This window comes from Rhodococcus sp. WS1 (genome assembly GCF_003797745.1).
GTDB lineage: Bacteria > Actinomycetota > Actinomycetes > Mycobacteriales > Mycobacteriaceae > Rhodococcus_F > Rhodococcus_F erythropolis.
In genome coordinates this window covers 300,639-323,645 of record NZ_RKLZ01000001.1, presented here as the reverse complement: position 1 = coordinate 323,645, position 23,007 = coordinate 300,639, and the positions used below count along the sequence as shown (strand labels likewise).

General features: G+C 63.1%; 23 protein-coding genes. 14 read left to right on the top strand and 9 right to left on the bottom strand.

Features of this window, described 5'->3' with window-relative positions:
- Window positions 1-5: 5 nt before the first annotated feature.
- The 11 genes from EEB12_RS01330 to tpiA all read left to right on the top strand — a co-directional run bounded on the left by EEB12_RS01330 (window position 6) and on the right by tpiA (window position 11,360).
- Window positions 6-614, top strand: a complete 609-nt coding sequence (locus EEB12_RS01330; RefSeq protein ID WP_141487301.1) for a riboflavin synthase — start codon at window positions 6-8, stop codon at window positions 612-614.
- A 110-nt stretch (window positions 615-724) separates the two neighbouring features.
- The gene (locus EEB12_RS01325; RefSeq protein ID WP_003944833.1) at window positions 725-1,999 is read left to right on the top strand and encodes a bifunctional 3,4-dihydroxy-2-butanone-4-phosphate synthase/GTP cyclohydrolase II; all 1,275 of its coding nucleotides are present in this window, start codon (window positions 725-727) and stop codon (window positions 1,997-1,999) included.
- Window positions 1,996-2,493, top strand: a complete 498-nt coding sequence (gene ribH / locus EEB12_RS01320) for a 6,7-dimethyl-8-ribityllumazine synthase (RefSeq protein ID WP_003944999.1) — start codon at window positions 1,996-1,998, stop codon at window positions 2,491-2,493. The genes EEB12_RS01325 and ribH overlap by 4 nt, the downstream gene beginning before the upstream one ends.
- Window positions 2,490-2,963, top strand: coding sequence for a PH domain-containing protein (locus EEB12_RS01315; protein ID WP_007727982.1), 474 nt, complete (start codon window positions 2,490-2,492; stop codon window positions 2,961-2,963). The genes ribH and EEB12_RS01315 overlap by 4 nt, the downstream gene beginning before the upstream one ends.
- Window positions 2,964-3,037: 74 nt before the next feature.
- Window positions 3,038-5,230, top strand: coding sequence for an excinuclease ABC subunit UvrC (gene uvrC, locus EEB12_RS01310; protein ID WP_141487300.1), 2,193 nt, complete (start codon window positions 3,038-3,040; stop codon window positions 5,228-5,230).
- Window positions 5,227-6,126: an RNase adapter RapZ gene (gene rapZ / locus EEB12_RS01305; protein WP_003944872.1), complete on the top strand. Its 900-nt coding sequence runs from the start codon at window positions 5,227-5,229 to the stop codon at window positions 6,124-6,126. Before uvrC ends, rapZ begins: the two co-directional genes overlap by 4 nt.
- Complete coding sequence (gene yvcK / locus EEB12_RS01300) at window positions 6,123-7,187, top strand: uridine diphosphate-N-acetylglucosamine-binding protein YvcK (protein WP_019748388.1); 1,065 nt, start codon at window positions 6,123-6,125, stop codon at window positions 7,185-7,187. The genes rapZ and yvcK overlap by 4 nt, the downstream gene beginning before the upstream one ends.
- Window positions 7,184-8,161: a DNA-binding protein WhiA gene (whiA, locus tag EEB12_RS01295; protein WP_021344225.1), complete on the top strand. Its 978-nt coding sequence runs from the start codon at window positions 7,184-7,186 to the stop codon at window positions 8,159-8,161. The genes yvcK and whiA overlap by 4 nt, the downstream gene beginning before the upstream one ends.
- Window positions 8,162-8,319: 158 nt before the next feature.
- On the top strand, window positions 8,320-9,339 hold the full coding sequence (gap, locus tag EEB12_RS01290; RefSeq protein WP_003944851.1) for a type I glyceraldehyde-3-phosphate dehydrogenase: 1,020 nt from the start codon (window positions 8,320-8,322) through the stop codon (window positions 9,337-9,339).
- A 17-nt stretch (window positions 9,340-9,356) separates the two neighbouring features.
- Window positions 9,357-10,568, top strand: a complete 1,212-nt coding sequence (locus EEB12_RS01285) for a phosphoglycerate kinase (RefSeq protein ID WP_019748389.1) — start codon at window positions 9,357-9,359, stop codon at window positions 10,566-10,568.
- A gap of 6 nt (window positions 10,569-10,574) precedes the next feature.
- Window positions 10,575-11,360 carry a triose-phosphate isomerase gene (gene tpiA, locus EEB12_RS01280; RefSeq protein WP_019748390.1) on the top strand — a complete coding sequence of 262 codons (786 nt, stop codon included), beginning with the start codon at window positions 10,575-10,577 and terminating at the stop codon, window positions 11,358-11,360.
- Between the two features lie 110 nt (window positions 11,361-11,470).
- Here tpiA and EEB12_RS01275 read toward each other — a convergent pair whose 3' ends face one another.
- Window positions 11,471-12,271, bottom strand: coding sequence for a tyrosine-protein phosphatase (locus tag EEB12_RS01275; protein ID WP_020969588.1), 801 nt, complete (start codon window positions 12,269-12,271; stop codon window positions 11,471-11,473).
- A 209-nt stretch (window positions 12,272-12,480) separates the two neighbouring features.
- Between EEB12_RS01275 and secG the strand changes: the two genes are divergently transcribed.
- The 3 genes from secG to EEB12_RS01260 all read left to right on the top strand — a co-directional run bounded on the left by secG (window position 12,481) and on the right by EEB12_RS01260 (window position 16,482).
- Entirely contained in the window at window positions 12,481-12,714 is a 234-nt protein-coding gene (secG, locus tag EEB12_RS01270) for a preprotein translocase subunit SecG (RefSeq protein ID WP_003944946.1), read from the top strand.
- A 103-nt stretch (window positions 12,715-12,817) separates the two neighbouring features.
- Window positions 12,818-15,592 carry a phosphoenolpyruvate carboxylase gene (gene ppc, locus EEB12_RS01265; RefSeq protein ID WP_020969589.1) on the top strand — a complete coding sequence of 925 codons (2,775 nt, stop codon included), beginning with the start codon at window positions 12,818-12,820 and terminating at the stop codon, window positions 15,590-15,592.
- Between the two features lie 104 nt (window positions 15,593-15,696).
- The gene (locus tag EEB12_RS01260) at window positions 15,697-16,482 is read left to right on the top strand and encodes an oxidoreductase (RefSeq protein WP_141487299.1); all 786 of its coding nucleotides are present in this window, start codon (window positions 15,697-15,699) and stop codon (window positions 16,480-16,482) included.
- Here the strand turns inward: EEB12_RS01260 and EEB12_RS01255 are convergent.
- The 8 genes from EEB12_RS01255 to zwf all read right to left on the bottom strand — a co-directional run bounded on the left by EEB12_RS01255 (window position 16,469) and on the right by zwf (window position 23,006).
- On the bottom strand, window positions 16,469-16,981 hold the full coding sequence (locus EEB12_RS01255; RefSeq protein WP_258537312.1) for a hypothetical protein: 513 nt from the start codon (window positions 16,979-16,981) through the stop codon (window positions 16,469-16,471). The two genes, EEB12_RS01260 and EEB12_RS01255, sit on opposite strands and share 14 nt — an antisense overlap.
- Before the next feature lie 122 nt (window positions 16,982-17,103).
- Window positions 17,104-17,424 (bottom strand): TfoX/Sxy family protein, encoded by a 321-nt coding sequence (locus tag EEB12_RS01250; protein ID WP_019748395.1) that lies wholly within the window; start codon window positions 17,422-17,424, stop codon window positions 17,104-17,106.
- A 27-nt stretch (window positions 17,425-17,451) separates the two neighbouring features.
- Entirely contained in the window at window positions 17,452-18,174 is a 723-nt protein-coding gene (locus EEB12_RS01245) for an AAA family ATPase (RefSeq protein WP_141487297.1), read from the bottom strand.
- Window positions 18,175-18,206: 32 nt separating this feature from the next.
- On the bottom strand, window positions 18,207-18,551 hold the full coding sequence (locus EEB12_RS01240) for an iron chaperone (RefSeq protein WP_042951871.1): 345 nt from the start codon (window positions 18,549-18,551) through the stop codon (window positions 18,207-18,209).
- Window positions 18,552-18,577: 26 nt separating this feature from the next.
- The gene (locus tag EEB12_RS01235; RefSeq protein ID WP_141487296.1) at window positions 18,578-19,498 is read right to left on the bottom strand and encodes an SDR family oxidoreductase; all 921 of its coding nucleotides are present in this window, start codon (window positions 19,496-19,498) and stop codon (window positions 18,578-18,580) included.
- A gap of 325 nt (window positions 19,499-19,823) precedes the next feature.
- Window positions 19,824-20,561: a 6-phosphogluconolactonase gene (gene pgl / locus EEB12_RS01230; RefSeq protein ID WP_141487295.1), complete on the bottom strand. Its 738-nt coding sequence runs from the start codon at window positions 20,559-20,561 to the stop codon at window positions 19,824-19,826.
- Complete coding sequence (opcA, locus tag EEB12_RS01225; RefSeq protein WP_019748400.1) at window positions 20,554-21,462, bottom strand: glucose-6-phosphate dehydrogenase assembly protein OpcA; 909 nt, start codon at window positions 21,460-21,462, stop codon at window positions 20,554-20,556. Before opcA ends, pgl begins: the two co-directional genes overlap by 8 nt.
- A complete protein-coding gene (gene zwf / locus EEB12_RS01220) occupies window positions 21,462-23,006 on the bottom strand; it encodes a glucose-6-phosphate dehydrogenase (protein ID WP_020907722.1) in 1,545 nt (514 codons plus the stop codon). Before zwf ends, opcA begins: the two co-directional genes overlap by 1 nt.
- Between the last annotated feature and the right edge of the window lies 1 nt (window position 23,007).

Genomic DNA, 23,007 nt, shown 5'->3' with positions numbered 1-23,007 from the left:
GGCGCGTGTTCACAGGAATTGTGGAAGAACTCGGCGAAATTGTCGCCAAGGAAGAACTGGTCGATGCTGCACGCTTCACGGTGCGCGGGCCACTGGTCACCTCCGACGCCGGTCACGGCGATTCGATCGCGGTCAACGGCGTGTGCCTGACGGTCGTCGATGTGCTTGCCGACGGTTCGTTCACCGCAGACGTCATGCAGGAAACGCTGAACCGCTCGAGCCTGGCGAAGTTGGACGTCGGCTCTCGCGTCAACCTCGAGCGCGCCGCGGCGCTGAACAGTCGACTCGGCGGCCACTTGGTTCAAGGGCACGTCGACGGAACTGGCCACGTCATTTCCCGCTCGCCTTCCGAGAACTGGGAGGTAGTGCGGATCGCACTGCCGGACTCCATTTCCCAATACGTGGTGGAGAAGGGTTCGATCACTGTCGACGGAGTCTCGCTGACGGTCTCCGCGCTGGGTGGCGACCGCGGGTTCGAGTACTTCGAGATCTCGCTGATCCCGACAACGCTCGAGTTGACGACGCTCGGAACCGCTGGGGTCGGTACGCCGGTCAACCTCGAGGTGGACGTGATCGCCAAGTACGTCGAGCGGCTTCACTCTGCCGGTCGGTAGGACCAGGCTGATCGGACCCGTCCGATTGGTCGTAGGGTTGTCAGTGCATCCGTCGGATGCACTTGTTGTATTCGATGATGTTAAAAGTCAAGACTTTGGAGTGCGAGCACGTGACCAGGTTCGACAGTATCGAGCGCGCAGTAGCAGATATCGCTGCAGGTAAAGCTGTTGTCGTCGTGGACGACGAGGATCGCGAGAACGAGGGCGACCTCATCTTCGCCGCCGAGAAAGCCACCCCGGAACTGGTGGCGTTCATGGTCAGGTACACCTCCGGCTACCTGTGCGTGCCGCTCGACGGTGACGATTGCGATCGGCTGGGCCTGCCCCCGATGTACGCCACCAACCAGGACAAGCACGGCACCGCCTACACCGTGACCGTCGACGCCCGCGAAGGAATCGGTACCGGCATCTCGGCATCGGACCGCGCTGCGACGATGCGTCTGCTCGCCAACCCCGAATCCGGTGCCAACGATTTCACTCGTCCCGGCCACGTCGTTCCGCTCCGCGCGAAGGAAGGCGGAGTGCTGCGTCGTCCGGGCCACACAGAAGCTGCAGTCGACCTCGCCCGCATGGCGGACCTGCGTCCCGCCGGCGTCATCTGCGAAATCGTCAGCCAGAAGGACGAAGGCGCGATGGCTCAGACCGACGAGTTGCGAGTCTTCGCCGACGAACACAACCTTGCTCTGATCTCGATCGCGGACCTCATCGCGTGGCGTCGCAAGCACGAGAAGCACGTACTGCGCATCGCCGAGGCCCGCATCCCCACCCGCCACGGTGAGTTCACCGCTGTCGGCTACACCAGCATCTACGACGAGGTCGAGCACGTTGCGCTGGTGCGCGGCGACATCGCAGGCCCCGACGGAGACGGTAGCGACGTACTCGTCCGCGTTCACTCCGAGTGCCTCACCGGCGACGTCTTCGGTTCGCTGCGGTGCGATTGCGGCCCACAGCTCGACGCCGCACTGGACATGGTCGCCCAGGAAGGCCGCGGCGTTGTCCTGTACATGCGCGGACACGAGGGTCGTGGCATCGGGCTCATGCACAAGCTGCAGGCCTACCAGCTCCAGGACGCCGGTTCCGACACAGTCGACGCCAATCTCGAACTCGGGCTACCGGCGGACGCCCGCGACTACGGCATCGGTGCGCAGATCCTCGTCGATCTGGGGATCTCGTCGATGCGTCTGCTGACCAACAACCCGGCCAAGCGTGTGGGTCTGGACGGCTACGGCCTGCAGATCACCGATCGCGTTCCGATGCCGCTGCGCGCGAATGCGGAGAACCTCACCTACCTGCGCACCAAGCGCGATCGGATGGGTCACGATCTGATCGGACTGGACGAGTACGAGGCGAACCAGAACACCGCACAGCCGGGAACCGCACTGTGAGCGGCGAAGGTCAGCCGCAGCTCGCGATCGCCGAGGCCAAGGATCTGAAGCTGGCGATCGTTGCCGGGCAGTGGCACGCGACGATCTCCGAGGCTCTGATCGCCGGCGCGCAGCGCGTCGCGCAGGAGGCACAGATCAAGGACGTGACACTGGTCCGTGTCGCTGGTGCGATCGAACTGCCGGTCGTTGCGCAGGCATTGGCTCGCACGCACGACGCCGTCGTCGCACTCGGTGTTGTCATCCGCGGCGGCACGCCGCACTTCGAGTACGTGTGCGACGCGGTCACCGCGGGCCTTACACGCGTCTCGCTCGACGAAAGCACTCCCGTGGGGAACGGTGTCCTGACCACCGACACCGAGCAGCAGGCTCTTGACCGTTCGGGGCTGCCGGGTAGCGTCGAGGACAAGGGCGCACAGGCCTGCGCCGCCGCACTGGACACCGCAGTGACCCTGCGCCATCTCCGAGCACCATGGACCGAGGATTCGTTTCGATGAGTACACCCGGCGACAACGAGAACTGGGAACTGATTGCGTCACCGCGTAAGTCGACGCGATACGCGATCGGAGTTGCTGTCCTCCTGGTGATCGTTCACGTCACACTTGCACTCCTGCTCCGCCAGGGGTCCACCGGCGTGTACTTCCGCGCCGCGGACCAACTTGCGATGGCAGGCATCGGCACCATTCTGGCTCTCGGTGTACTGATGTTGACGCGGCCCCGGGTCAAGGTGGGCAAGCAGGGAATCGCCGTACGAAACATCTTGGGCGAGAAGATCGTCGACTGGGATCTGTTCGAGGGACTCTCGTTCCCCGACGGCGCCGCCTGGGCACGCATCGAATTGCCCGACGACGAGTACATGGCAGTGATGGCGATCCAGTCCAACGACCGTGAGTACGCCGTCGACACGGTCGGCAAGTTCCGCGAACTGGCCGACCGCTACGCACCGGTCGCGCACAAGAGCAACTGACGTCTTCCGACCGGTTCGGTGCCCGCATCCTGCGCGTTTCCGAGTCGGTCGGTGGCGGCGACTAACCTGAAACCGTGCCGGATCCCTCGACTTACCGCCCCGCTACCGGAACCATTCCGGCTGCGCCGGGCGTCTACAAATTTCGCGATCCGCATGGTCGGGTCATTTACGTCGGAAAGGCGAAAAGCCTCCGTTCACGTTTGAACTCGTACTTCGCGGACGTCACGACACTTCATCCCCGTACTCGGCAGATGGTGACCACCGCCGGCAGCGTCGAGTGGACCGTCGTCAGTACCGAAGTCGAAGCGCTTCAGCTCGAGTACAACTGGATCAAGGAATTCGATCCGCGGTTCAACGTGCGGTACCGCGACGACAAGACGTATCCGGTTCTCGCCGTGACGCTCAACGAAGAGTTCCCGCGGCTGTTCGTCTACCGCGGTCCGCGGCGCAAGGGCGTCCGCTACTTCGGTCCCTACTCCCATGCCTGGGCCATCCGCGAAACACTCGATCTGCTGCTGCGAGTGTTTCCCGCACGAACGTGCTCGTCCGGAGTCTTCAAACGACACAACCAGATCGGCCGGCCGTGTCTGCTCGGCTACATCGACAAGTGCTCGGCGCCCTGCGTCGGGCGAGTCAGCGCCGAGGAGCATCGTCAGATCGTCGAAGATTTCTGCGACTTCCTCGCCGGCCGCACGGACAAGCTGGTCAAAGATCTCGAAAAGCGCATGCAGCAGGCTTCCGAGGACCTCGACTTCGAGACCGCGGCCCGTCTGCGTGACGATATCGGCGCTTTGCGCAAGGCGCTCGAGAAGCAGGCCGTCGTACTCGGTGACGGCACCGACGCCGATCTCGTCGCCTTTGCCACCGATGATCTCGAAGCCGCCGTTCAGGTGTTCCACGTGCGCGGCGGACGCGTGCGGGGTCAGCGTGGATGGGTCGTGGAGAAGGCAGGCGATGCCATCGACTGGGCCGCACTCGACGCCGAGTCCGACCTGCCGATCCTGGTCGAACAGTTCCTCACCCAGTTCTACGGTGAGCAGGCGGCACTCGACCCGGGAGCGGGCTCCGAGGCCGAGATCAGCGCCGTTCCCAAGGAAGTTCTCGTGCCGGTCCTGCCCGCCAACGCGACCGAGATCCAGGCGTGGCTGAGCAAGCTTCGGGGATCGCAAGTGCAACTGCGGGTTCCGCAACGCGGCGACAAGAAAGACCTCGCCGAAACGGTCCAGCGAAACGCGAAAGAGGCTCTGGCGCAGCACAAGCTCAAACGCGCCGGTGATTTCACTTCGCGTTCTGCGGCGCTTCAGGGCATCCAGGAAGCACTGGACCTGGACTCGGCTCCGCTACGAATCGAATGCATCGACATCAGTCACGTCCAGGGAACCGACGTCGTGGCGTCACTGGTCGTGTTCGAAGACGGGCTCCCGCGTAAGTCGGACTACCGCCATTACGCGATCAAGGAAGCTGCCGGCGACGGTCATTCCGACGACGTGGCGAGTATCGCAGAGATCACTCGCAGGCGGTTCCTCCGACACAACCGCGACCTGGGCATTCTCGCTGCTTCGGCGTCGACCATGGACGCGGACGGTGGGGATCTGGCTCCCGAAGCGGCGATCGACCCGGCGACGGGCCGGCCTCGGCGGTTCGCCTATCCACCCAATCTGTTCGTCGTGGACGGCGGCGCCCCCCAGGTCACGGCCGCAGCGGCGGTCCTCGACGAGCTGGGGGTCACCGACGTTGCGGTAGTCGGCTTGGCCAAGCGACTCGAAGAGGTATGGGTACCGGGAGAAGAAGATCCGGTCATCCTTCCCCGAACGAGCGAGTCGTTGTACCTCCTGCAACGCATCCGAGACGAAGCCCACCGCTTCGCGATCACGTTCCATCGCAGCAAGCGCTCGAGGCGGATGACGGCTTCGGCTCTGGACTCGGTCAAGGGGCTCGGTGAAACTCGCCGTACTGCTCTGGTGGCTCACTTCGGTTCCGTGGCGAAGCTGAAAACGGCAACGGTCGAGGAGATCATGCAGGTCCCCGGTATCGGTGAGACCACAGCCACAGCAGTTCTGGCCGCACTCGGCACGGATTCGGCTGCAGCCGATGCGGGTGCTGAAGCTCGAGCGCTGCCAGCCGCGGTAGGGGATGATGAGCTGGACAAGGAATCCGAATCGTCTGTTACCTCTGCTGACGCGCCAAGCGCCGAATCCGGTAGCGGTGACGAGGGCTCCGAGTCGCGAGAATTGTCCATGCCGACGACGGGGCCGAGTGCACAGTGACTACCGACAGCGCCAAAGACAGTCGAACGATGGATTTCCTGCTGGTGACGGGATTGTCCGGAGCTGGTTTGAGTACCGCTGCCAAGGTGCTCGAAGACCTCGGCTGGTATGTCGCGGATAATTTGCCACCTGAGCTCATTTCCCGGATGGTCGGTCTGAGCTTGACCTCCGATCCGCCGGTCGATCGTCTCGCCGTCGTGATCGACGTGCGGAGTCGACTCTTCACCGGCGATCTCGGGTGGGTGCTCACCGAACTCGAGGCGGAGCCGATCCACACTCGGGTGCTGTACCTCGAAGCATCCGACGACGTGTTGATCCGACGGTTCGAACAGGTGCGCCGCAGTCATCCGTTGCAGAACGACGGCATCGACGGCACGTTGTCCGAAGGGATCGCAGCCGAGCGTCGGCAGTTGGCCGTGGTGAAGGCGGCCGCCGATCTGGTCATCGACACGTCGGCGCTGAAGGCACATCAGTTGCGTCAGAAGATCGAAACGGCGTTCGGGAACGATGCCAACCGCACGATGAAGGTGACGGTCCAGTCGTTCGGATTCAAGTACGGCCTGCCGATGGACGCCGATCTCGTCTGTGACGTTCGATTCCTGCCCAATCCCCACTGGATCCCGGAACTTCGCCCGCACACCGGTCAGGATGCCGACGTCCGCGACTACGTGTTGTCCCGCGAGGGTGCGGAAGACTACCTAGACACCTACCGACATCTGGTGGATTTGACGATCGCCGGATATCGGCGAGAAGGAAAGCGCTACATGACAATTGCGGTCGGGTGCACCGGCGGTAAGCACCGAAGCGTGGCCATGTCCGAAGCTCTCGCGAGGCGTTTGGGTTCCGAGGACGACATCTCGGTCAGCATCGTGCACCGGGATCTGGGGCGCGAATGAGTGAACCGACACATAGCTCGCGGGAGAAGCCAGATGGGCCGGCCATCGTCGCGCTCGGCGGCGGGCACGGATTGTTCGCCACGCTCCAGGCCGTCAGACGCCTGACGGTCGACGTCACCGCAGTGGTCACGGTCGCCGACGACGGTGGTTCGTCGGGCCGGCTGCGCGCCGAACTCGGCGTCATCCCGCCCGGTGACCTCCGGATGGCGCTCGCGGCTCTCGCGTCGGACGAACCCGAGATAGTCGACTGGACTCGGACCATTCAGCATCGCTTCGGCGGTGTCGGCGCACTTGCCGGGCACTCGGTGGGCAATCTCATCCTGGCCGGACTCACCGAGGTGCTCGGCGATCCGGTCGTCGCGCTCGACGAGATGGCGCGACTGCTGCGAATCCGTGGCCGCGTGCTGCCGATGTCGCCGATCGCGCTCGAGATCGAAGCCGACGTTCAAGGACTCGAAGAGGACCCACGCGTCAGCCGCTGCATTCGTGGACAGGTCGCCGTCGCGACCACGCCGGGCAAGGTTCGGCGTGTGAGACTGCTCCCGTCCAACCCGCCCGCGTGTCCCGAGGCTGTGACTGCGATCGATCGTGCCGATCTCGTGGTTCTCGGCCCGGGATCGTGGTTCTCGAGCGTGATCCCGCACGTACTGGTACCCGAACTTGTCGAATCACTGTCGTCGACGAATGCTCGAAAGGTGCTGGTGCTCAATCTCGCACCCGAGCCGGGGGAGACCGCCGGATTCTCCGCAGAGCGTCACCTGCACGTACTCTCCCAACACGTGCCCGATTTTCGGGTCGACTACGTGGTGGTCGACTCGGCGTCGGTACCGGCCGGGCGTGAACGTGAACATCTGCAGCGTGCGGCGGATCAATTTTCAGCCGAAGTCAGGTACGCGGATGTCGCGGACACCTCACCGGGCGCAGCGCATGTACACGATCCGGCAAAACTGGCCGATGTACTGGCTGAACTGTCGAGCAGTGCGGCAGTAGGGGATTCGACACAGTCATCCCTGCAAGAACAGCAATCCGAAGAACAGAGGGAGAACGCTTCGTGGCAATGACAGCGGAGGTCAAGGACGAACTGAGCCGGTTAGTGGTGACTCAGGTCAGCTGCCGCAAGGCAGAGGTCTCCGCGTTGCTGCGCTTTGCCGGTGGGCTCCACATCGTCGGCGGCCGGGTGGTCGTCGAAGCAGAGGTGGATCTGGGCTCCACGGCGCGACGTCTGCGCCGGGAGATTTTCGACCTGTTCACCTACAGTGCCGATGTTCACGTACTCAGTGCGGGCGGGCTTCGAAAATCCGCTCGCTACATCGTGCGTGTGGCGAAGGAGGGTGAGGCCCTCGCGCGCCAGACGGGACTGCTCGATCTTCGCGGGCGCCCGGTTCGCGGCTTGCCTGCGCAGGTCGTCGGCGGAAGTGTCGGCGACGCCGAAGCAGCTTGGCGCGGTGCGTTCCTCGCGCACGGTTCCCTGACCGAACCCGGCCGTTCGTCGGCGCTCGAAGTGAGCTGCCCCGGCCCGGAAGCTGCACTTGCTCTGGTCGGAGCTGCGCGGCGTCTGGGGATCTCGGCGAAGGCACGTGAGGTTCGCGGAACGGATCGTGTGGTGATCCGCGACGGTGAGGCCATCGGCGATCTCCTGACCCGAATGGGAGCCCAGGACACACGCCTGGTGTGGGAGGAGCGACGGATGCGACGCGAGGTCCGCGCCACCGCCAATCGTCTCGCCAATTTCGACGACGCAAACCTGCGACGCTCTGCTCGCGCTGCCGTTGCGGCTGCTGCGCGCGTCGAGCGTGCGTTGGAGATCCTCGGCGAGGACGTGCCCGATCACCTCGCGGCGGCGGGCGCACTGCGCGTCGAGCATCGGCAGGCGTCCCTCGAAGAACTCGGCCAGTTGGCCGACCCGCCGATGACCAAGGACGCCGTTGCCGGACGTATCCGTCGCCTGCTGTCCATGGCTGATCGCAAGGCCAAGGAAACGGGCATACCCGACACCGAATCCGCAGTGAATGTGGAGCTACTCGAAGAGGGGTGACCTGCCCTCCGTCAGGGTGGGCTGCGCACGTTCGGGCCACGCGCATTAGGGTATGAGTCACATCGACCGATGAACCCCACGTCCGCGTCGTGCACACACGGATTCGGAGTATGCGTGGGTCAAGTTGCACACCAGAATCATGGTCAAAGGAGCGAATTGTGACTGTCCGGGTTGGCGTAAACGGTTTCGGCCGTATCGGACGTAACTTCTTCAGGGCGGTGGATGCGCAGAAGGCGCTCGGAACCACCGATATCGAGATCGTGGCAGTCAACGACCTGACTGACAACGCGACGCTCGCTCACCTGCTGAAGTACGACTCCATCCTCGGCCGTTTGCCGTACGACGTGTCGCTCGACGGTGACGACACGATCGTCGTCGGCGATCAGCGCATCAAGGCCCTCGCACACCGCGGCCCGTTGAACGAGCTTCCCTGGGGCGAGCTGGGCGTCGACGTCGTCGTCGAGTCCACCGGCATCTTCACCGACGCCGCAAAGGCCAAGGGACACCTCGAAGCCGGCGCCAAGAAGGTCATCATCTCGGCTCCGGCCAAGGGTGAAGACATCACCATCGTCATGGGCGTCAACGACGACAAGTACGACGGCAGCCAGAACATCATCTCCAACGCGTCGTGCACCACCAACTGCCTCGGCCCCATCGCCAAGGTTCTCGACGACGAGTTCGGCATCGTCAAGGGTCTGATGACCACGATCCACGCGTACACCCAGGATCAGAACCTGCAGGACGCTCCGCACGCAGACCTCCGTCGCGCCCGCGCAGCTGCCCTCAATATCGTTCCCACCGGCACCGGTGCAGCCAAGGCAATCGGCCTGGTTCTCCCGCAGCTGCTCGGCAAGCTCGACGGCTACGCACTGCGCGTGCCGATCCCCACGGGCTCGGTCACCGACCTCACCGCGAACCTGAAGAAGTCGGCTACCGCCGACGAGATCAACGCCGCGATGAAGGCCGCTGCCGAAGGACCCCTCAAGGGCATCCTGAAGTACACCGACGCACCGATCGTCTCCTCGGACATCGTCACCGACCCGCACTCGTCGATCTTCGACTCGGGTCTGACGAAGGTCATCGACGACCAGGTCAAGATCGTTTCCTGGTACGACAACGAGTGGGGCTACTCCAACCGCCTCGCCGACCTCATCGGCCTCGTCGCCAAGTCTCTCTGAGCGGAGTTTCGATAACAGTGGCAGTTCAGACGCTGAAGGATCTGCTGGACGCTGGGGTCGAGGGGCGCACCGTACTGGTGCGTTCCGACCTCAACGTCCCGTTGGATGGCGGAGAAATCACGGACCCGGGCCGCATCGTCGCGTCCGCTCCCACCCTGCGGGCACTTGCCGAGGGTGGAGCGAAGGTCATCGTGACCGCGCACCTCGGGCGCCCCGACGGTCAGCCCGATCCCAAGTTCTCCCTCGCACCGGTTGCCGCGAAGTTGGCCGAAATCCTCGGTCGCAACGTGCAACTCGCCGGTGACGTCGTGGGACAGGACGCGCTGGCTCGTTCCGAAGGACTCACCGATGGTGACGTCCTGATGCTCGAGAACATCCGTTTCGACCCTCGCGAGACCAGCAAGGACGAAGCCGAGCGGGTCAAGCTCGCCAAGGCTCTCGTCGAGCTGGTCGGTGACGACGGCGCATTCGTCTCCGACGGATTCGGTGTTGTTCACCGTAAGCAGGCGTCGGTCTTCGACGTCGCGAAGCTGCTCCCGCATTACGCCGGTTACCTGGTCGGCGCCGAGGTCGAGGTGCTCGCCAAGCTCACGCAGGACGCTGCGCGTCCGTACGCGGTGGTGCTCGGTGGCTCCAAGGTCTCGGACAAGCTGGCCGTCATCGAGGCACTGGCACCGAAGGTCGACACTCTGGTGATCGGCGGCGGAATGTTCTACACGTTCCTCGCGGCTCAGGGTGTCTCCGTGGGCAATTCGCTGTGCGAAGAGTCCATGATCGAGACCTGCAAGGGTCTCCTCGACCGGTACGCCGACGTCATCCACATCCCTCAGGATGTTGTCGTCGCGGACTCCTTCTCGGCCGATGCCGAGTCGAAGATCGTTCCGTTCGACAAGATTCCCGACGGCTGGATGGGACTGGACATCGGACCGGAGTCGGTCAAGCGCTTTGCCGCGATCCTGACCGGCGCCAAGACGGTGTTCTGGAACGGCCCGATGGGCGTGTTCGAGTTCCCGAAGTTCGAGGCAGGCACCCGCGGTGTCGCCGAGGCAATCGTGGAGGCAACCGAGAAGGGCGCCTTCAGCGTCGTCGGCGGCGGCGACTCCGCAGCAGCCGTTCGTCAGCTCGGTATCCCGGACGAGGGCTTCTCGCACATTTCCACCGGTGGTGGCGCTTCCCTCGAGTACCTCGAGGGCAAAGAGCTGCCTGGCATCGCAGTACTGGAAGGCTGATCCGACATGGCACGTAAGCCGTTGATCGCCGGCAACTGGAAGATGAATCTGAACCACCTCGAGGCTATCGCCCTGGTGCAGAAGATCGCTTTCTCCTTGCCTGCGAAGTACTTCGACAAAGTGGACGTCACGGTCATCCCGCCGTTCACCGACATCCGTAGCGTCCAGACGCTGATCGAGGGCGACAAGCTCCTCCTCACGTACGGCGCGCAGGATGTCTCGGCTCAGGACTCGGGTGCGTTCACGGGCGAGATCAGCGGCTCCATGCTGGCCAAGCTCGGATGCACCTTCGTCGTGGTCGGCCACTCGGAGCGTCGCACCCTTCACGGTGAGACCAACGAGACCGTCCTCGCCAAGACCAAAGCCGCTCTCAAGAACGGCCTCACGCCGATCGTGTGCATCGGTGAAGGCCTCGAGATCCGCGAAGCGGGCGATCACGTTGCCTACAACGTCGACCAGCTCAAGGGTTCACTGGCGGGCCTGAGCGCGGAGGAGATCTCCAAGATCGTCATCGCGTACGAACCTGTTTGGGCCATCGGCACCGGCCGTGTCGCTTCTGCCGCCGATGCACAGGAAGTGTGCGCTGCGGTACGAGCAACAGTTGCCGAACTTGCCGACGCCGAGGTCGCAGCCGGCGTTCGCGTTCTGTACGGCGGCAGCGTCAGCTCCAAGAACGTCGGAGAGATCGTCGGCCAGACCGACGTCGACGGCGCTCTGGTCGGCGGCGCGTCGCTCAAGGCTGACGAGTTCGCGACACTGTCTGCGATCGCTGCAGGCGGTCCACTCCCGTGATGTGATCGGGTAGTGAGCTGGAAACTGCAGGACACTGTCACTGCATGACACTGAACTGCGGGCGTGTGACCGAGTAGGTCACACGCCCGCAGTTTTTTGATTCGCCGGATTCAGCGCACGAGTTTGGTTTCCAAAGCGCCGACGAGTTCGGGAGCAAGGTCCAACCCGGTGGTCAGATAGTTCTCGACGGTCCCGTAGTGGTGCTCCACCTGCTCGAAGGCGGCGCCCAGGTAACTTGCGTCGACGGACAGCAGCAACCGGATCACCTCGCCCTTGTCTGCATCTGTGGCGGCGGCGATCGTTGCGACCGTCGCATCGATGTACTCGGCCGAGTACGTATTCGTGAGCAGGTAGTCCGCCATGATCGTTTCGCGCGGTACGCCGGCGAGTGTTTGCAGTAGTGCTGCTGCCCAGCCTGTTCGGTCCTTGCCTGCCGTGCAGTGGAAGAGTTGCGGCCCGGCGGTAGTGGCCAGGGCGGCGAACAACTGCGAGAATCCGCTGCGAGTGACGGGGTCTGCGACAAAGCTGCGATTGATGTTCTGCATGAAAGCTGTTGCAGCGTCCGCTGTTCGGAGAGCCATCGCTTCGGCGTGGATGTTGCCGGACAGGATGGGAATGTGGGCGTACATCGCCGGCGTAGGCACGGTGTCGGGAGTTTCGTTCGCTTCGGTTTCGGAGCGCACGTCGTAGACGGCGGTCAGCCCCAGCGATTCCACGATTGCAAGATCCTCAGGCGAGGGCGTCAGCGCGTTTGCGCGGTAGAAAACTCCGCGGCTCATCGCCTGTCCGCTGGTCGTGACGTACCCGGGGCCGGCCACGTCGCGGAAGTTGTGAATCGAAGCCAGACGTGGTGTGTCAGGCAGGGGTATGTCTGACAGGGCAGTGTCGGGCAGGGCAGTGTCGGAAAGCATGGAGCCGGCCTTTCGGAGGTAGAGTCGCGTCAACTGAAAAACTACTGAATCGGTATCTCGACAGTGTGATCGATGCCACTGACCAAGAGTCGTGCCTGGCCGGGTGCAAAGTCATGTGCGAGGCGGGTATGTGGTCAGGCTATCTGTGCGCGCCTGTATGGTGTTATCGGTTGTAGTTGTCCCTATTGGATTGGTGGACGTAGACAGACATGAAACTGTTCCTGGATATCCTGCTGGTCATCACCAGCTTGCTCCTCATCGCCTTGGTGCTCCTGCATCGCGGTAAGGGCGGCGGTTTGTCGAGTCTGTTCGGTGGCGGTGTCCAGTCCAGCCTGTCCGGATCGACTGTTGTCGAGAAGAACCTCGACCGGTTGACGGTCTTCACCGCGTTGATCTGGCTCATTTCGATCGTCGGCATCGGCCTGGAGATCAAGTTCGCCTGATTCTCGGCTCATGACTTGCAGACGGTAGTTTTTCACACACGAATTTCAGACACGGAACCCCGCCTATCGAGCGGGGTTCTTTGTTTCGGTCGATAATTGAGTGATGACTGAAACCGCGTCGCATCGAGAAACACCGCGAGAGGCCACCGAGCCGCTGCGCGAAGACATCCGGCTTCTCGGCGGAATACTCGGACAAATAGTGCGAGAGCAAGCCGGCGACAATGTTTTCGATCTGGTCGAGCGAGCCCGTGTCGAGTCGTTCCGAGTCCGTCGGTCGGAGATCGACCGCGCCGAACTGGTGTCGCTGTTCGCCGAAATCAGTACGGACGACGCCATTCCCGTCATTCGTGCGTTCAGTCACTTCGCGCTGCTCGCCAACCTGGCCGAGGACATCCACCGCGAGCGTCGACGGGCCATCCACGTCAACGCGGGTGAACCGCCCCGCGACAGCACTCTCGCCGCCACGTACACCAAACTCGATGCAGCCGATATCGATTCGGCTACCGTCGAAGAAGCGCTGCGGGGCGCCCTGGTCTCACCCGTCATCACCGCTCACCCGACGGAGACTCGACGCCGCACGGTGTTCGAGACGCAGAGTCGGATCACCGAGTTGATGCGATACCGCGAGCGCACGGCGCTGAGCGTCGCAGAAACCGCTGATGTCGATCTGCAATTGCGCCGTCAGATCCTGACCCTGTGGCAGACGGCTCTGATCCGGCTCAGCCGCCTCCGTATCCAGGATGAAATCGAGGTAGGCCTGCGCTACTACGACGCGGCGTTGTTCGAGGTGATTCCGAAGATCAATGCCGAGGTCCGCAAAGCTCTACGAACGCGTTGGCCGGACGCCGGGCTCCTGCCGGAACCGATCCTGAGGCCGGGTTCGTGGATTGGCGGTGACCGGGACGGCAATCCGTACGTGACCGGCGAAATCGTCCAGCGCGCAACGTCGCGCGCTGCGGCGACTGCTCTCGAGCATCATCTCGAGGAACTCGAACATCTCGAGCGTGAACTGTCGATGTCGGCGCGGCTGGTGTCCGTCACGCCCGAACTCGATCTGCTGGCGTCTACCTCCGGCGACGATTCTGCATTCCGGGCCGACGAGCCGTACCGTCGCGCGATTCGCGGCATCCGCGGGCGATTGAGCGCAACCGCACTGACGGTGCTGGGGGAGTTGCCCGCCCACGGCTCCGACGACGGACTCGAGGCGTACACCGACCCGGCACAACTGCAGCGGGATCTCGGAATCATTGACACCTCGTTGCGTCGTTTCGGCGACGAGACCATCGCCGACGATCGACTCGATCGGCTCCGAGAAGCGGTGGAGGTGTTCGGCTTTCACCTGTCCGGTCTGGACATGCGGCAGAACTCCGAGGTACACGAAAGCGTCGTCGCAGAACTTCTGGCGTGGGCCGGAGTTCACCCGGACTACACGTCCTTGCCGGAAGCCGATCGAGTCGAACTGCTGTCGGCCGAGTTGACGACGCGGCGACCACTGACTTCGCCGGACGCCGAGTTCAGCGAATTGACCACCAAGGAACTGGCCATCATGGCTGCCGGCGCCAAGGCAGTGCGGGTTCTCGGAGCGGGCGCAGTACCCAACTACATCATCAGCATGTGTACCTCGGTCAGCGACATGCTCGAAGCTGCGGTGCTGCTCAAAGAGGTCGGGGTGCTCGATCCGGGCGTCGGTAGCGAACCCTCCTGCCCGATCGGCATCGTCCCGTTGTTCGAGACGATCGAGGATCTGCAGGGCGGCGCCGACACATTGCTGGCGACGCTCGACATCCCGATCTATCGTGCGATCGTCCGTTCGCGCGGTGACAGTCAGGAAGTGATGCTCGGGTACTCCGACTCGAACAAGGACGGCGGGTACCTGGCCGCCAACTGGGCGCTGTACCGTGCCGAACTCGACCTCGTCGATGCCGCGCGTAAGAGCGGAATCAGGTTGAGGCTCTTCCACGGCCGCGGCGGAACCGTCGGACGTGGCGGCGGACCGAGCTACGAAGCGATTCTCGCGCAGCCCCCCGGCGCAGTCGCTGGTTCTCTGCGAATCACCGAGCAGGGTGAGGTGATTGCGGCCAAGTACGCCGAACCGCGTCTGGCGCACCGCAACCTCGAAACACTCATCGCCGCGACTATCGAGTCGACGTTGCTCGACGTCGAAGGTCTTGGCAGCGACGCAGATGCGGCCTACGCGGTGTTGGACGAGTTGGCGGCACTCGCCCGTACCGCGTACAGCGAATTGGTGCACGACACACCAGGATTCGTGCAGTATTTCGAAGCGTCGACACCGGTCGCCGAGATCGGAGCACTCAATATCGGCTCTCGTCCGGCCTCTCGCAAGCAGACCAAGGCGATTTCCGATCTGCGTGCCATTCCTTGGGTGCTCTCGTGGAGTCAGTCTCGCGTGATGCTTCCGGGTTGGTACGGAACCGGCGCCGCGTTCGAAAGATGGATAGACGGAGACGACACTCGGCTTGCCACGTTGACGGGCCTGTACGAGAAGTGGCCGTTCTTCCGAACCGTGCTCTCGAACATGGCCATGGTGATGTCGAAGTCTGATCTCGGTTTGGCGGCCCGCTACGCGGACCTCGTGCCCGACGCCGAACTGCGCGATCGAGTCTTCGGAATGATCACCGACGAGCACGAACGCACAATTCGCATGTACAAGGCAATCACAGGCAACGAGAACCTCTTTGCCGACAACTCGGGCCTCGAGCGTTCGGTTCACAACCGGTTCCCGTACCTCGAACCACTCAACCATCTACAGGTCGAGCTGATCCGTCGGTACCGTTCCGGCGACGAGAGCGATCAGGTGCGTCGGGGTATCCAGCTGACGATGAACGGCCTGGCCACTGCGCTTCGTAACAGTGGCTAGGTAACAGCGGCTGGTTCTGCAGGTTTACCAGGGTGTGCGTGCGGCGACTCTAGAGCTGTCGCACGCACACCCAACGCTGCGCACCGGACCGAACGGGGACCGCAGTGGATCTGCAATTGGACGGACGAACTGCCGTGGTTACCGGCGCGGGAAAAGGTATCGGGTTGGCGATCACTCGGGCCTTGGTGGCCGAGGGAGTCCACGTCGTCGCGGGCTCGCGGACGCTCTCGCCGGAACTCGAATCGCTGCAGTCCGGCGGCGCCGTCTCCTTTGTCGGCGTCGACCTCGCGAGTGTCGAAGGATCTACCCGACTGCTCGAGGTTGCAGCAGCGAGGGGCGGCGTCGACATCTTGGTCAACAACGTCGGCGCCGTCACTCCGAGAACGAGCGGCTTCGCGGCTATCACGGACGAAGAGTGGGCGTCGTCGTTCAATCTGACGTTCTTGTCGGCTGTACGCACTGTTCGCGCTGCGCTGCCGGAGTTGATCCGCCGAGGTGGCGGGAGCATCGTGACGATCAGTTCGGTCAACGCATTCTTGCCTGACCCCACGGTGATCGACTACAGCGCCGCCAAAGCGGCGTTGACCAACTTCTCGAAGTCGTTGTCGAAAGAACTGGGCGGGAAGGGGATCCGCGTCAATACCGTCAGCCCTGGTCCGGTGCAGACGGAGTTGTGGCTCGGCAAGCACGGAGTGGCCTCGACGCTGGCGAAGGCGAATGGTTCAGCCGCCGACGATATCGTCGAGAGTGCGGCCGCCGGCGCCGAGACGGGCCGCTTCACCTTTCCCGAAGAGGTGGCGGACCTGGTGTTGTTCCTCGCCAGCGATCGCGCGGGGAACGTGACGGGCGCGGATTTCGTGATCGACGGCGGTCTGATCAAGACCTTGTGATCATTGCTGCCTGAAACCTGATCATGTGCGCGACGGACGACGACATGATGCACAGGATCACTGCGGACGCGATGACCACCCACAGTCCCCACCCGATGGACGGTCCGGCGGTGTGCCCTGCGACCTCAGTACTACGTCGCACAATGGACGCGGCGTTTCCGACGGCAACGATCAAGACGGCGATTCCCACCAGCGGTCCCGTGCAGTGATTCTTCATCTCGGGCGTGACGTCCCGAACCATGAGGGTGATCAGCGCGGTTACCGCGCCCAGAGCGAGGACGAGTGTGATCACTCCGCATTCGTCGATACCACTGTGGTCGAGGGCGGAGGACGACGTCCACGGGCCGAGGCTTCCGGCGACGATCCCGGCGCACGCCCACAGCGATCCGATGAGGCTAGGTCCGAAACGGTCGGGCATGAGGGAGGGAATCGTGCGGGTCGACGGCGGCTGAAACCCGAAGGCGCGTTGGTGATCCGGCTGATTGGGTGTGAACGTCACGCGACGGACCACCTTTCCTCCGCGCCGTCGTGGCGCCCAATCCAATGCTTTTTTCGGAGTCTAGGGCCGCCCACTTCACTTTTTGCCGAATCGAGCGAAATTGATCGAACCGGCAGTACCAGTCAGTGCACGAAGTCCAGAGCTTCCTTGATCCACGCATTGAACTCGACGTTCGAACTCGTCCCGGTTCGGTCGACGACGATCCATCCCTTGCTCATCGGCTTACCCCGCATCTCGGGCCAACTTGCACCCTTGTGCGTCAGGAGTTCGTCAACTCGATCGGGGTCACACCGAACCATGATGTTGCCGTGTGAGTTCGCACTGGCGGCCAGCTTCCCGTTCACCATGAAGCTCAGCCCACCGAACATCTTTACTTCTTCGACGTCGCTCTCGCCCGAGAGCGCATCGCGGATACGCTCAGCCAGCGCCTTGTCGTATGCCATGGAGGCCTCCTGGGGTGGAGTTCCAGGTTAGATCAGGTGGCGCAGGTACGTCTGCGGGTCGTGAAGGAACCGCTGCCAGTTCGAGACCAGATCGAGGTCCTCCCAGCTCGCGGCTCGGATTCCCCATTCGCCGATCTCGAGGAGATTGGCGTTCGGCAGTGCCGCGATGATCGGCGAGTGCGTCGCGATCACCGCCTGCGCGCCGGATTCCACCAGCTCACCGAGCAGCGCGACCAGCGTCAAGGTCCCTTGGAAAGAGAGTGCGGCATCGGGTTCGTCGATGAGATAGAAGCCGCCGTCGGAGGTCCTCGACGACAAGATCTCGAGCAGCGCCTCACCGTGGGAAAGGTGATGGTAAAGCGGTTCAGGTCGCCTGGGGTTGGGGTTCTCCTCCAAATACGTGTACAACCCGTGCAAGGTTTCGTCTCGGAGGTAGTACGCCCACTTCGACGCGCCGGGGCTCCGCTCGACCACAAGGTCGAGGCCGCTCGGTTCACTCGATCTGGTCTGATATCGCGTATTGGTAGACCCGCCTTCGGCATTGAGACCGAGAACGGCGGCAAGAATTTCGATGACGGTCGACTTCCCCGCTCCGTTTTCGCCGACCAGAATGGTGACACCCGGTGGAAGTTCAAGACCGTCCCGAACGATCTGCGCAACCGCGGGCACCGTCATCGGCCAGCTGCCTACGTCAGCGCCCGACGATGTCCCGGCCTTGATGCGTCGGATGGGTTGTCTCTGCACGGCCATACGCTCTCACAAGGCTCCGACGGGAACTGAGGTTAGTGGCGCTGCGCGAGCAATTCGACGATTCGAGCCACGAGATCGAGGCGGATCGGTTTGTTCAGCGGGAACCTCACGGTTGATTTCGCAGCCCGGTACGGGTCGACGGACTTCTCGAACTCTGCGTCACCTGCGGGGAGTGGGTACATCGAGATGTGGTGTTTCCAGCCTGCGAAGTGAACCAGGTTCTTCCCATTCACCGTCATGGTCGGCATCCGATAGCTGATGGTCTCATCGAGGCCGGGAACAGTGCTGTGGATCGTCTCGCGGATGCTCCCGAGGGCTCGCTGCACGCTGGTGGGAAACGACGCGATGTATTCGTCGATCGTCGCGAATTCGGCCATGAAACGGATCTTAATCACTGTCGGATTCAGTTGGCTCGCCAAAAATCGGGGCGGCTGCCGTCGGTGTCGGTGAACCCGTATGCCGTTCCGAGTTCGCCTGAACTGACCGAACGCTGATTCCATCGCTTCCGATTCGAATCGGCGGCGAGGGCGGCGATCGCACGTCCTGTGAATCTTGGTGACTCGGAGCGGGCAAAATCCGGAGGTGCAGTCGGCCCATCCCGCTCCGGCGACAAAGCGTCACGCCAATTCGATTCGCCGACACCAAAATTGTCGAGCATCATCTCCGATCGCAGGAACCCCGGAGTGATGGCGACGGCAGTACAGCCGAACGGGGCAAGTTCGTGGCCTTGCGAAAATGCAAGCCTGTTCACGGACACCTTCGCCAGGTCGTAGAACACCGAGATGCGATAGTTCGATGCGTTGTATTCGGTAGTGCCGTCGGTTATTTCGGCGACCAGTCCGCCTGGCCGATCGATCATCAGCGGCAGGAGGTGGTGCGACGTGGTGATGTGGGTGTCGATCGCCAGGCGCAGAATGTGAAAGCCCTTGTCCAGATCGTGTTCCCATACCGGCGTGTTCCACTCCGCCGGCCCACCCTTGAGTAGTTCCGCGCCCCAGATGTCATTGACCAAGATGTCGATATGTTGATAGTCGGCGCGCAAGCGTTCGGCGAGATCAGCCACTTGTTTGCTCTTGAGATGATCGACGGCAATCGGCACGCCGACGCCGCCCAGTTCGGTGACAAGCTCTGCCGTCTCCTCGATGGTTTCGCCGCGCGGATAGTCCGACTGAAGTATTCCGGCACATGTGCTCCGGCCAGTGCAGATGACGGTTGCACCGGCCTCACCCAGGGCTGCGGCGATTCCGCGTCCGGCGCCCCTCGTCGCCCCGGCAACAACAGCCACTCGCCCGCGAAGTGCATCCGGATTCGGTGTCCACGACATTGTTCGATTGTTCTCGCCTGGATTGATTCGTTCAAGAGTGAAGCGATCTACGGAACCGAACCCTACTTCGCGGCGTCCAAGGTAGTAATCGCTCGAAAGAACGAGACAGGGGGAGAGATGAATCGTTGTGCAGGGCAGAGTGCCCGTTGGAGACAAGGGATCTCGGGATTGAGTTCCGTTCCGTCAAAAGGAAATTCGCATCGGCTCCGGACTCAGCGGGTAGTCATGACTCGCCACTGTGAAAATGTCCTCGATGTACCACCGGGCCGGGAATCGCCTGAAGACGATTCCCGGCCCGGTGTGAAATCAGATCCGTGAAATCAGATCAGAGCTGCGAGGCAGCGTCCGTATCGAGGAACCAACGCGTCGCCACCAAACCGGTGGCGCCGGCGGACGGCCAGTCCTCGGACGAAGCACCTCCGACGGCTTCGGCAACGGCCTCGGCCTTTGCAGCACCCGAGACGAGCAGCCAGACCTCTTTGGCACGCCGAACAGCAGGCAGCGTCAGGGTGATCCGTACCGGTGGCGGCTTGGGGGAGTCCGTCACCGCGACAACGAAACGAGCTTCTTCGCGAACGGCGTCGGTATGCGGGAACAACGAGTTGACGTGTCCTTCTCCACCCATGCCGAGCAGGTGCACGTCGAACGTCGGAACCTGATTGCCGTGTGCCTGAGCGCCCAGCAGTTGTTCGTATGCCGTCGCCGCCCCGTGCGGATCACCGTCGTAGATACCGTCGGATGCGGCCATCGCATGCACCCTGTCGGGATCGACCGGCACATGATCGAGAAGCGCCTCACGAGCCTGGACTTCGTTCCGCTCGGGATCGCCGGACGGCAGGAACCGTTCGTCGCCCCAGTACAGATCGATCTGCGACCAGTCGATGTCGCCGGGAGCGTCACGCAACTTCTCGAGAAGTGCGATCCCGGTTTCGCCACCCGTCAGCACGATGGATGCGAACCCGCGAGCCTTCTGGGCATCAACGATTGTCGTGACCAGGCGTGCGGCAGCGGCATCGACCAGTTGGCCGGCGTCGGAAAACTTCTCTACGACAACATCACTCATAGGTCACCTTCTCCAATCCAGCCAGCGCTTCTTCGTAGATCTCGTCCGGATCGAGCCGACGCAATTCCTCGGCGAGGCAATCGCGCGTCTCTCGACGACCGAGCGAGACCAGCGAGTCGGGCTGACCGGTGCGGATCAGGGTTGCGGTCGTACCCTCCTGTGGGCGGCTGATGGAGATGCTGCGAGTCTCCAGCTTCAGCTCGACGGTGAGCTCACCCGTACGTCGGATGACCGGACCGTCGATCTTGGCTGCCAACCAACCGGCGAGAATATCCAGTGCCGGTTCGGTTTTGAGACCGGAGACCACCGCTGAGGTGATCTTCTCGTGCGGCGGCTGATCGAGAGCCGACGCGAGCAGTGCGCGCCAGTAGGTGACGCGACTCCAGGCGAGATCGGTGTCACCAGCGGTGTACGACGCGAGTCGTCCCTTGATGGTGGCAGTCGGATCCGGGGCACCGGTGGCGTCGGTGATGCGACGGATCGCAAGCTTTCCGACGGGGTCCTTCGCCGGAATCTCGGGTGCCTCGAGGGGCCACCACGCGACTACCGGTGTGTCGGGGAGCAGGAACGGGATGACGACGCTGCTCTCGTGGTCCGCCAGGGGACCGTAGAGGCGCAGCACCACGACCTCAGAGGCGCCGGCATCCCCACCGACGCGGATCTGAGCATCGAGCCGAGGCTCGCTCTGCTCGTCGCCACGCAGAAGCACGATGACGCGGCAGGGGTGCTCGCGGCTTGCTTCGTTGGCGGCCTCGATTGCGGCCTCGGCGTTCCCGGTGTCCCTGGTGCAGACGACAAGCGTGAGCACACGTCCCAAGGTGACAGCGCCGCCGGTCTTACGTACCTCGACCAGTTTCTTGCTGACCTGGACCGTGGTGGTGGAGGGCAAATCGAGAATCACTAGGGTCGCCTCCATTCGCGTCCGGTGCGTTGCATCATTTCGTCCGCAGACGGTGGTCCCCACGTTCCAGCCTCGTAGGGTTCCGGCTTGCCGCCGGCTGCCCAGTGTTCGAGGACGGGATCGAGGATTTCCCAAGACAATTCGACTTCGGCATTGACGGGGAAGAGAGACGGCTCGCCGAGCAACACGTCGAGGATGAGTCGCTCGTACGCCTCCGGTGACGACTCGGTGAAAGCCTGACCGTACGAGAAGTCCATGTTGACGTCACGGACTTCCATGCTCGATCCGGGAACCTTCGAGCCGAACCGCATGGTGACGCCCTCGTCAGGCTGCACGCGGATCACGAGTGCGTTCTGGCCGAGATCTTCGGTCATGGTCTTGTCGAACGGCAGGTGTGGTGCGCGCTTGAAGACCACGGCGATCTCGGTGACGCGGCGGCCGAGACGCTTGCCCGTGCGCAGGTAGAACGGCACGCCCGCCCAGCGACGGGTGTCGACCTCGAGGGTGATGGCGGCAAAGGTCTCCGTTGTGGAGTCCGCTGCGAAGCCCTCTTCTTCGAGGAGTCCGACTACCGGCAACCCGCCCTGCCAACCACCTTCGTATTGTCCGCGGGCAGTGGTCTCGTCGAGTGGTTCGGCCAGACGCGTTGCCGAAAGAACCTTGATCTTCTCCGCCTGCAGATTGAGCGGTTCGAAGCTGATGGGTTCTTCCATCGCCGTGAACGCGAGCAATTGGAGCAGGTGGTTCTGGATCACGTCACGGGCCGCGCCGATGCCGTCGTAGTACCCGGCACGGCCACCGAGGCCGATGTCCTCGGCCATCGTGATCTGGACGTGGTCGACGTAGTGCGCGTTCCAGATCGGATCGAACAACTGGTTCGCGAAGCGCAGAGCCAGGATGTTCTGGACCGTTTCCTTGCCGAGGTAGTGGTCGATACGGAAGACCGTGTCCTCGGGGAACACCTTGTTGACGACGGCGTTCAGTTCGCGAGCGCTCTCGAGGTCGTGACCGAACGGCTTCTCGATGACAACTCGTCGCCACTGACCGTCCTCGGCCTGCGCGAGGCCTGACGCCGACAGTTGCTCGAGCACCTGAGGAAACGCGTTGGGCGGAATCGCAAGGTAGAACCCGTGATTGCCGCCGATACCACGTTCGTTGTCGAGCGTGGCCAACGTCTCGGACAGGTTCTGGAAGGCCTCGGCCTCGTCGAAACTGCCCTCCACGAACCGGATACCTTCGGCGAGCCTCTCCCAGACGTCCTGACGGAACTTGGTGCGAGCACCGTCCTTGACTGCTTCGAGGACGACGTTCGCGAAGTCCTCGTCCGTCCATTCACGCCGGGCGAACCCGACCAGAGCGAATCCGGGCGGCAACAGTCCACGGTTGGCGAGGTCGTAGATGGCTGGCATGAGCTTGCGCCTGGCGAGGTCGCCGGTAACACCGAAGATCACCAGGGCGCAGGGCCCCGCAATGTGCGGAAGCCGTTTGTCGGTGCTGTCCCGAAGGGGATTCACCCAATCTGATGCCGCCGCGGAATCGCTCACA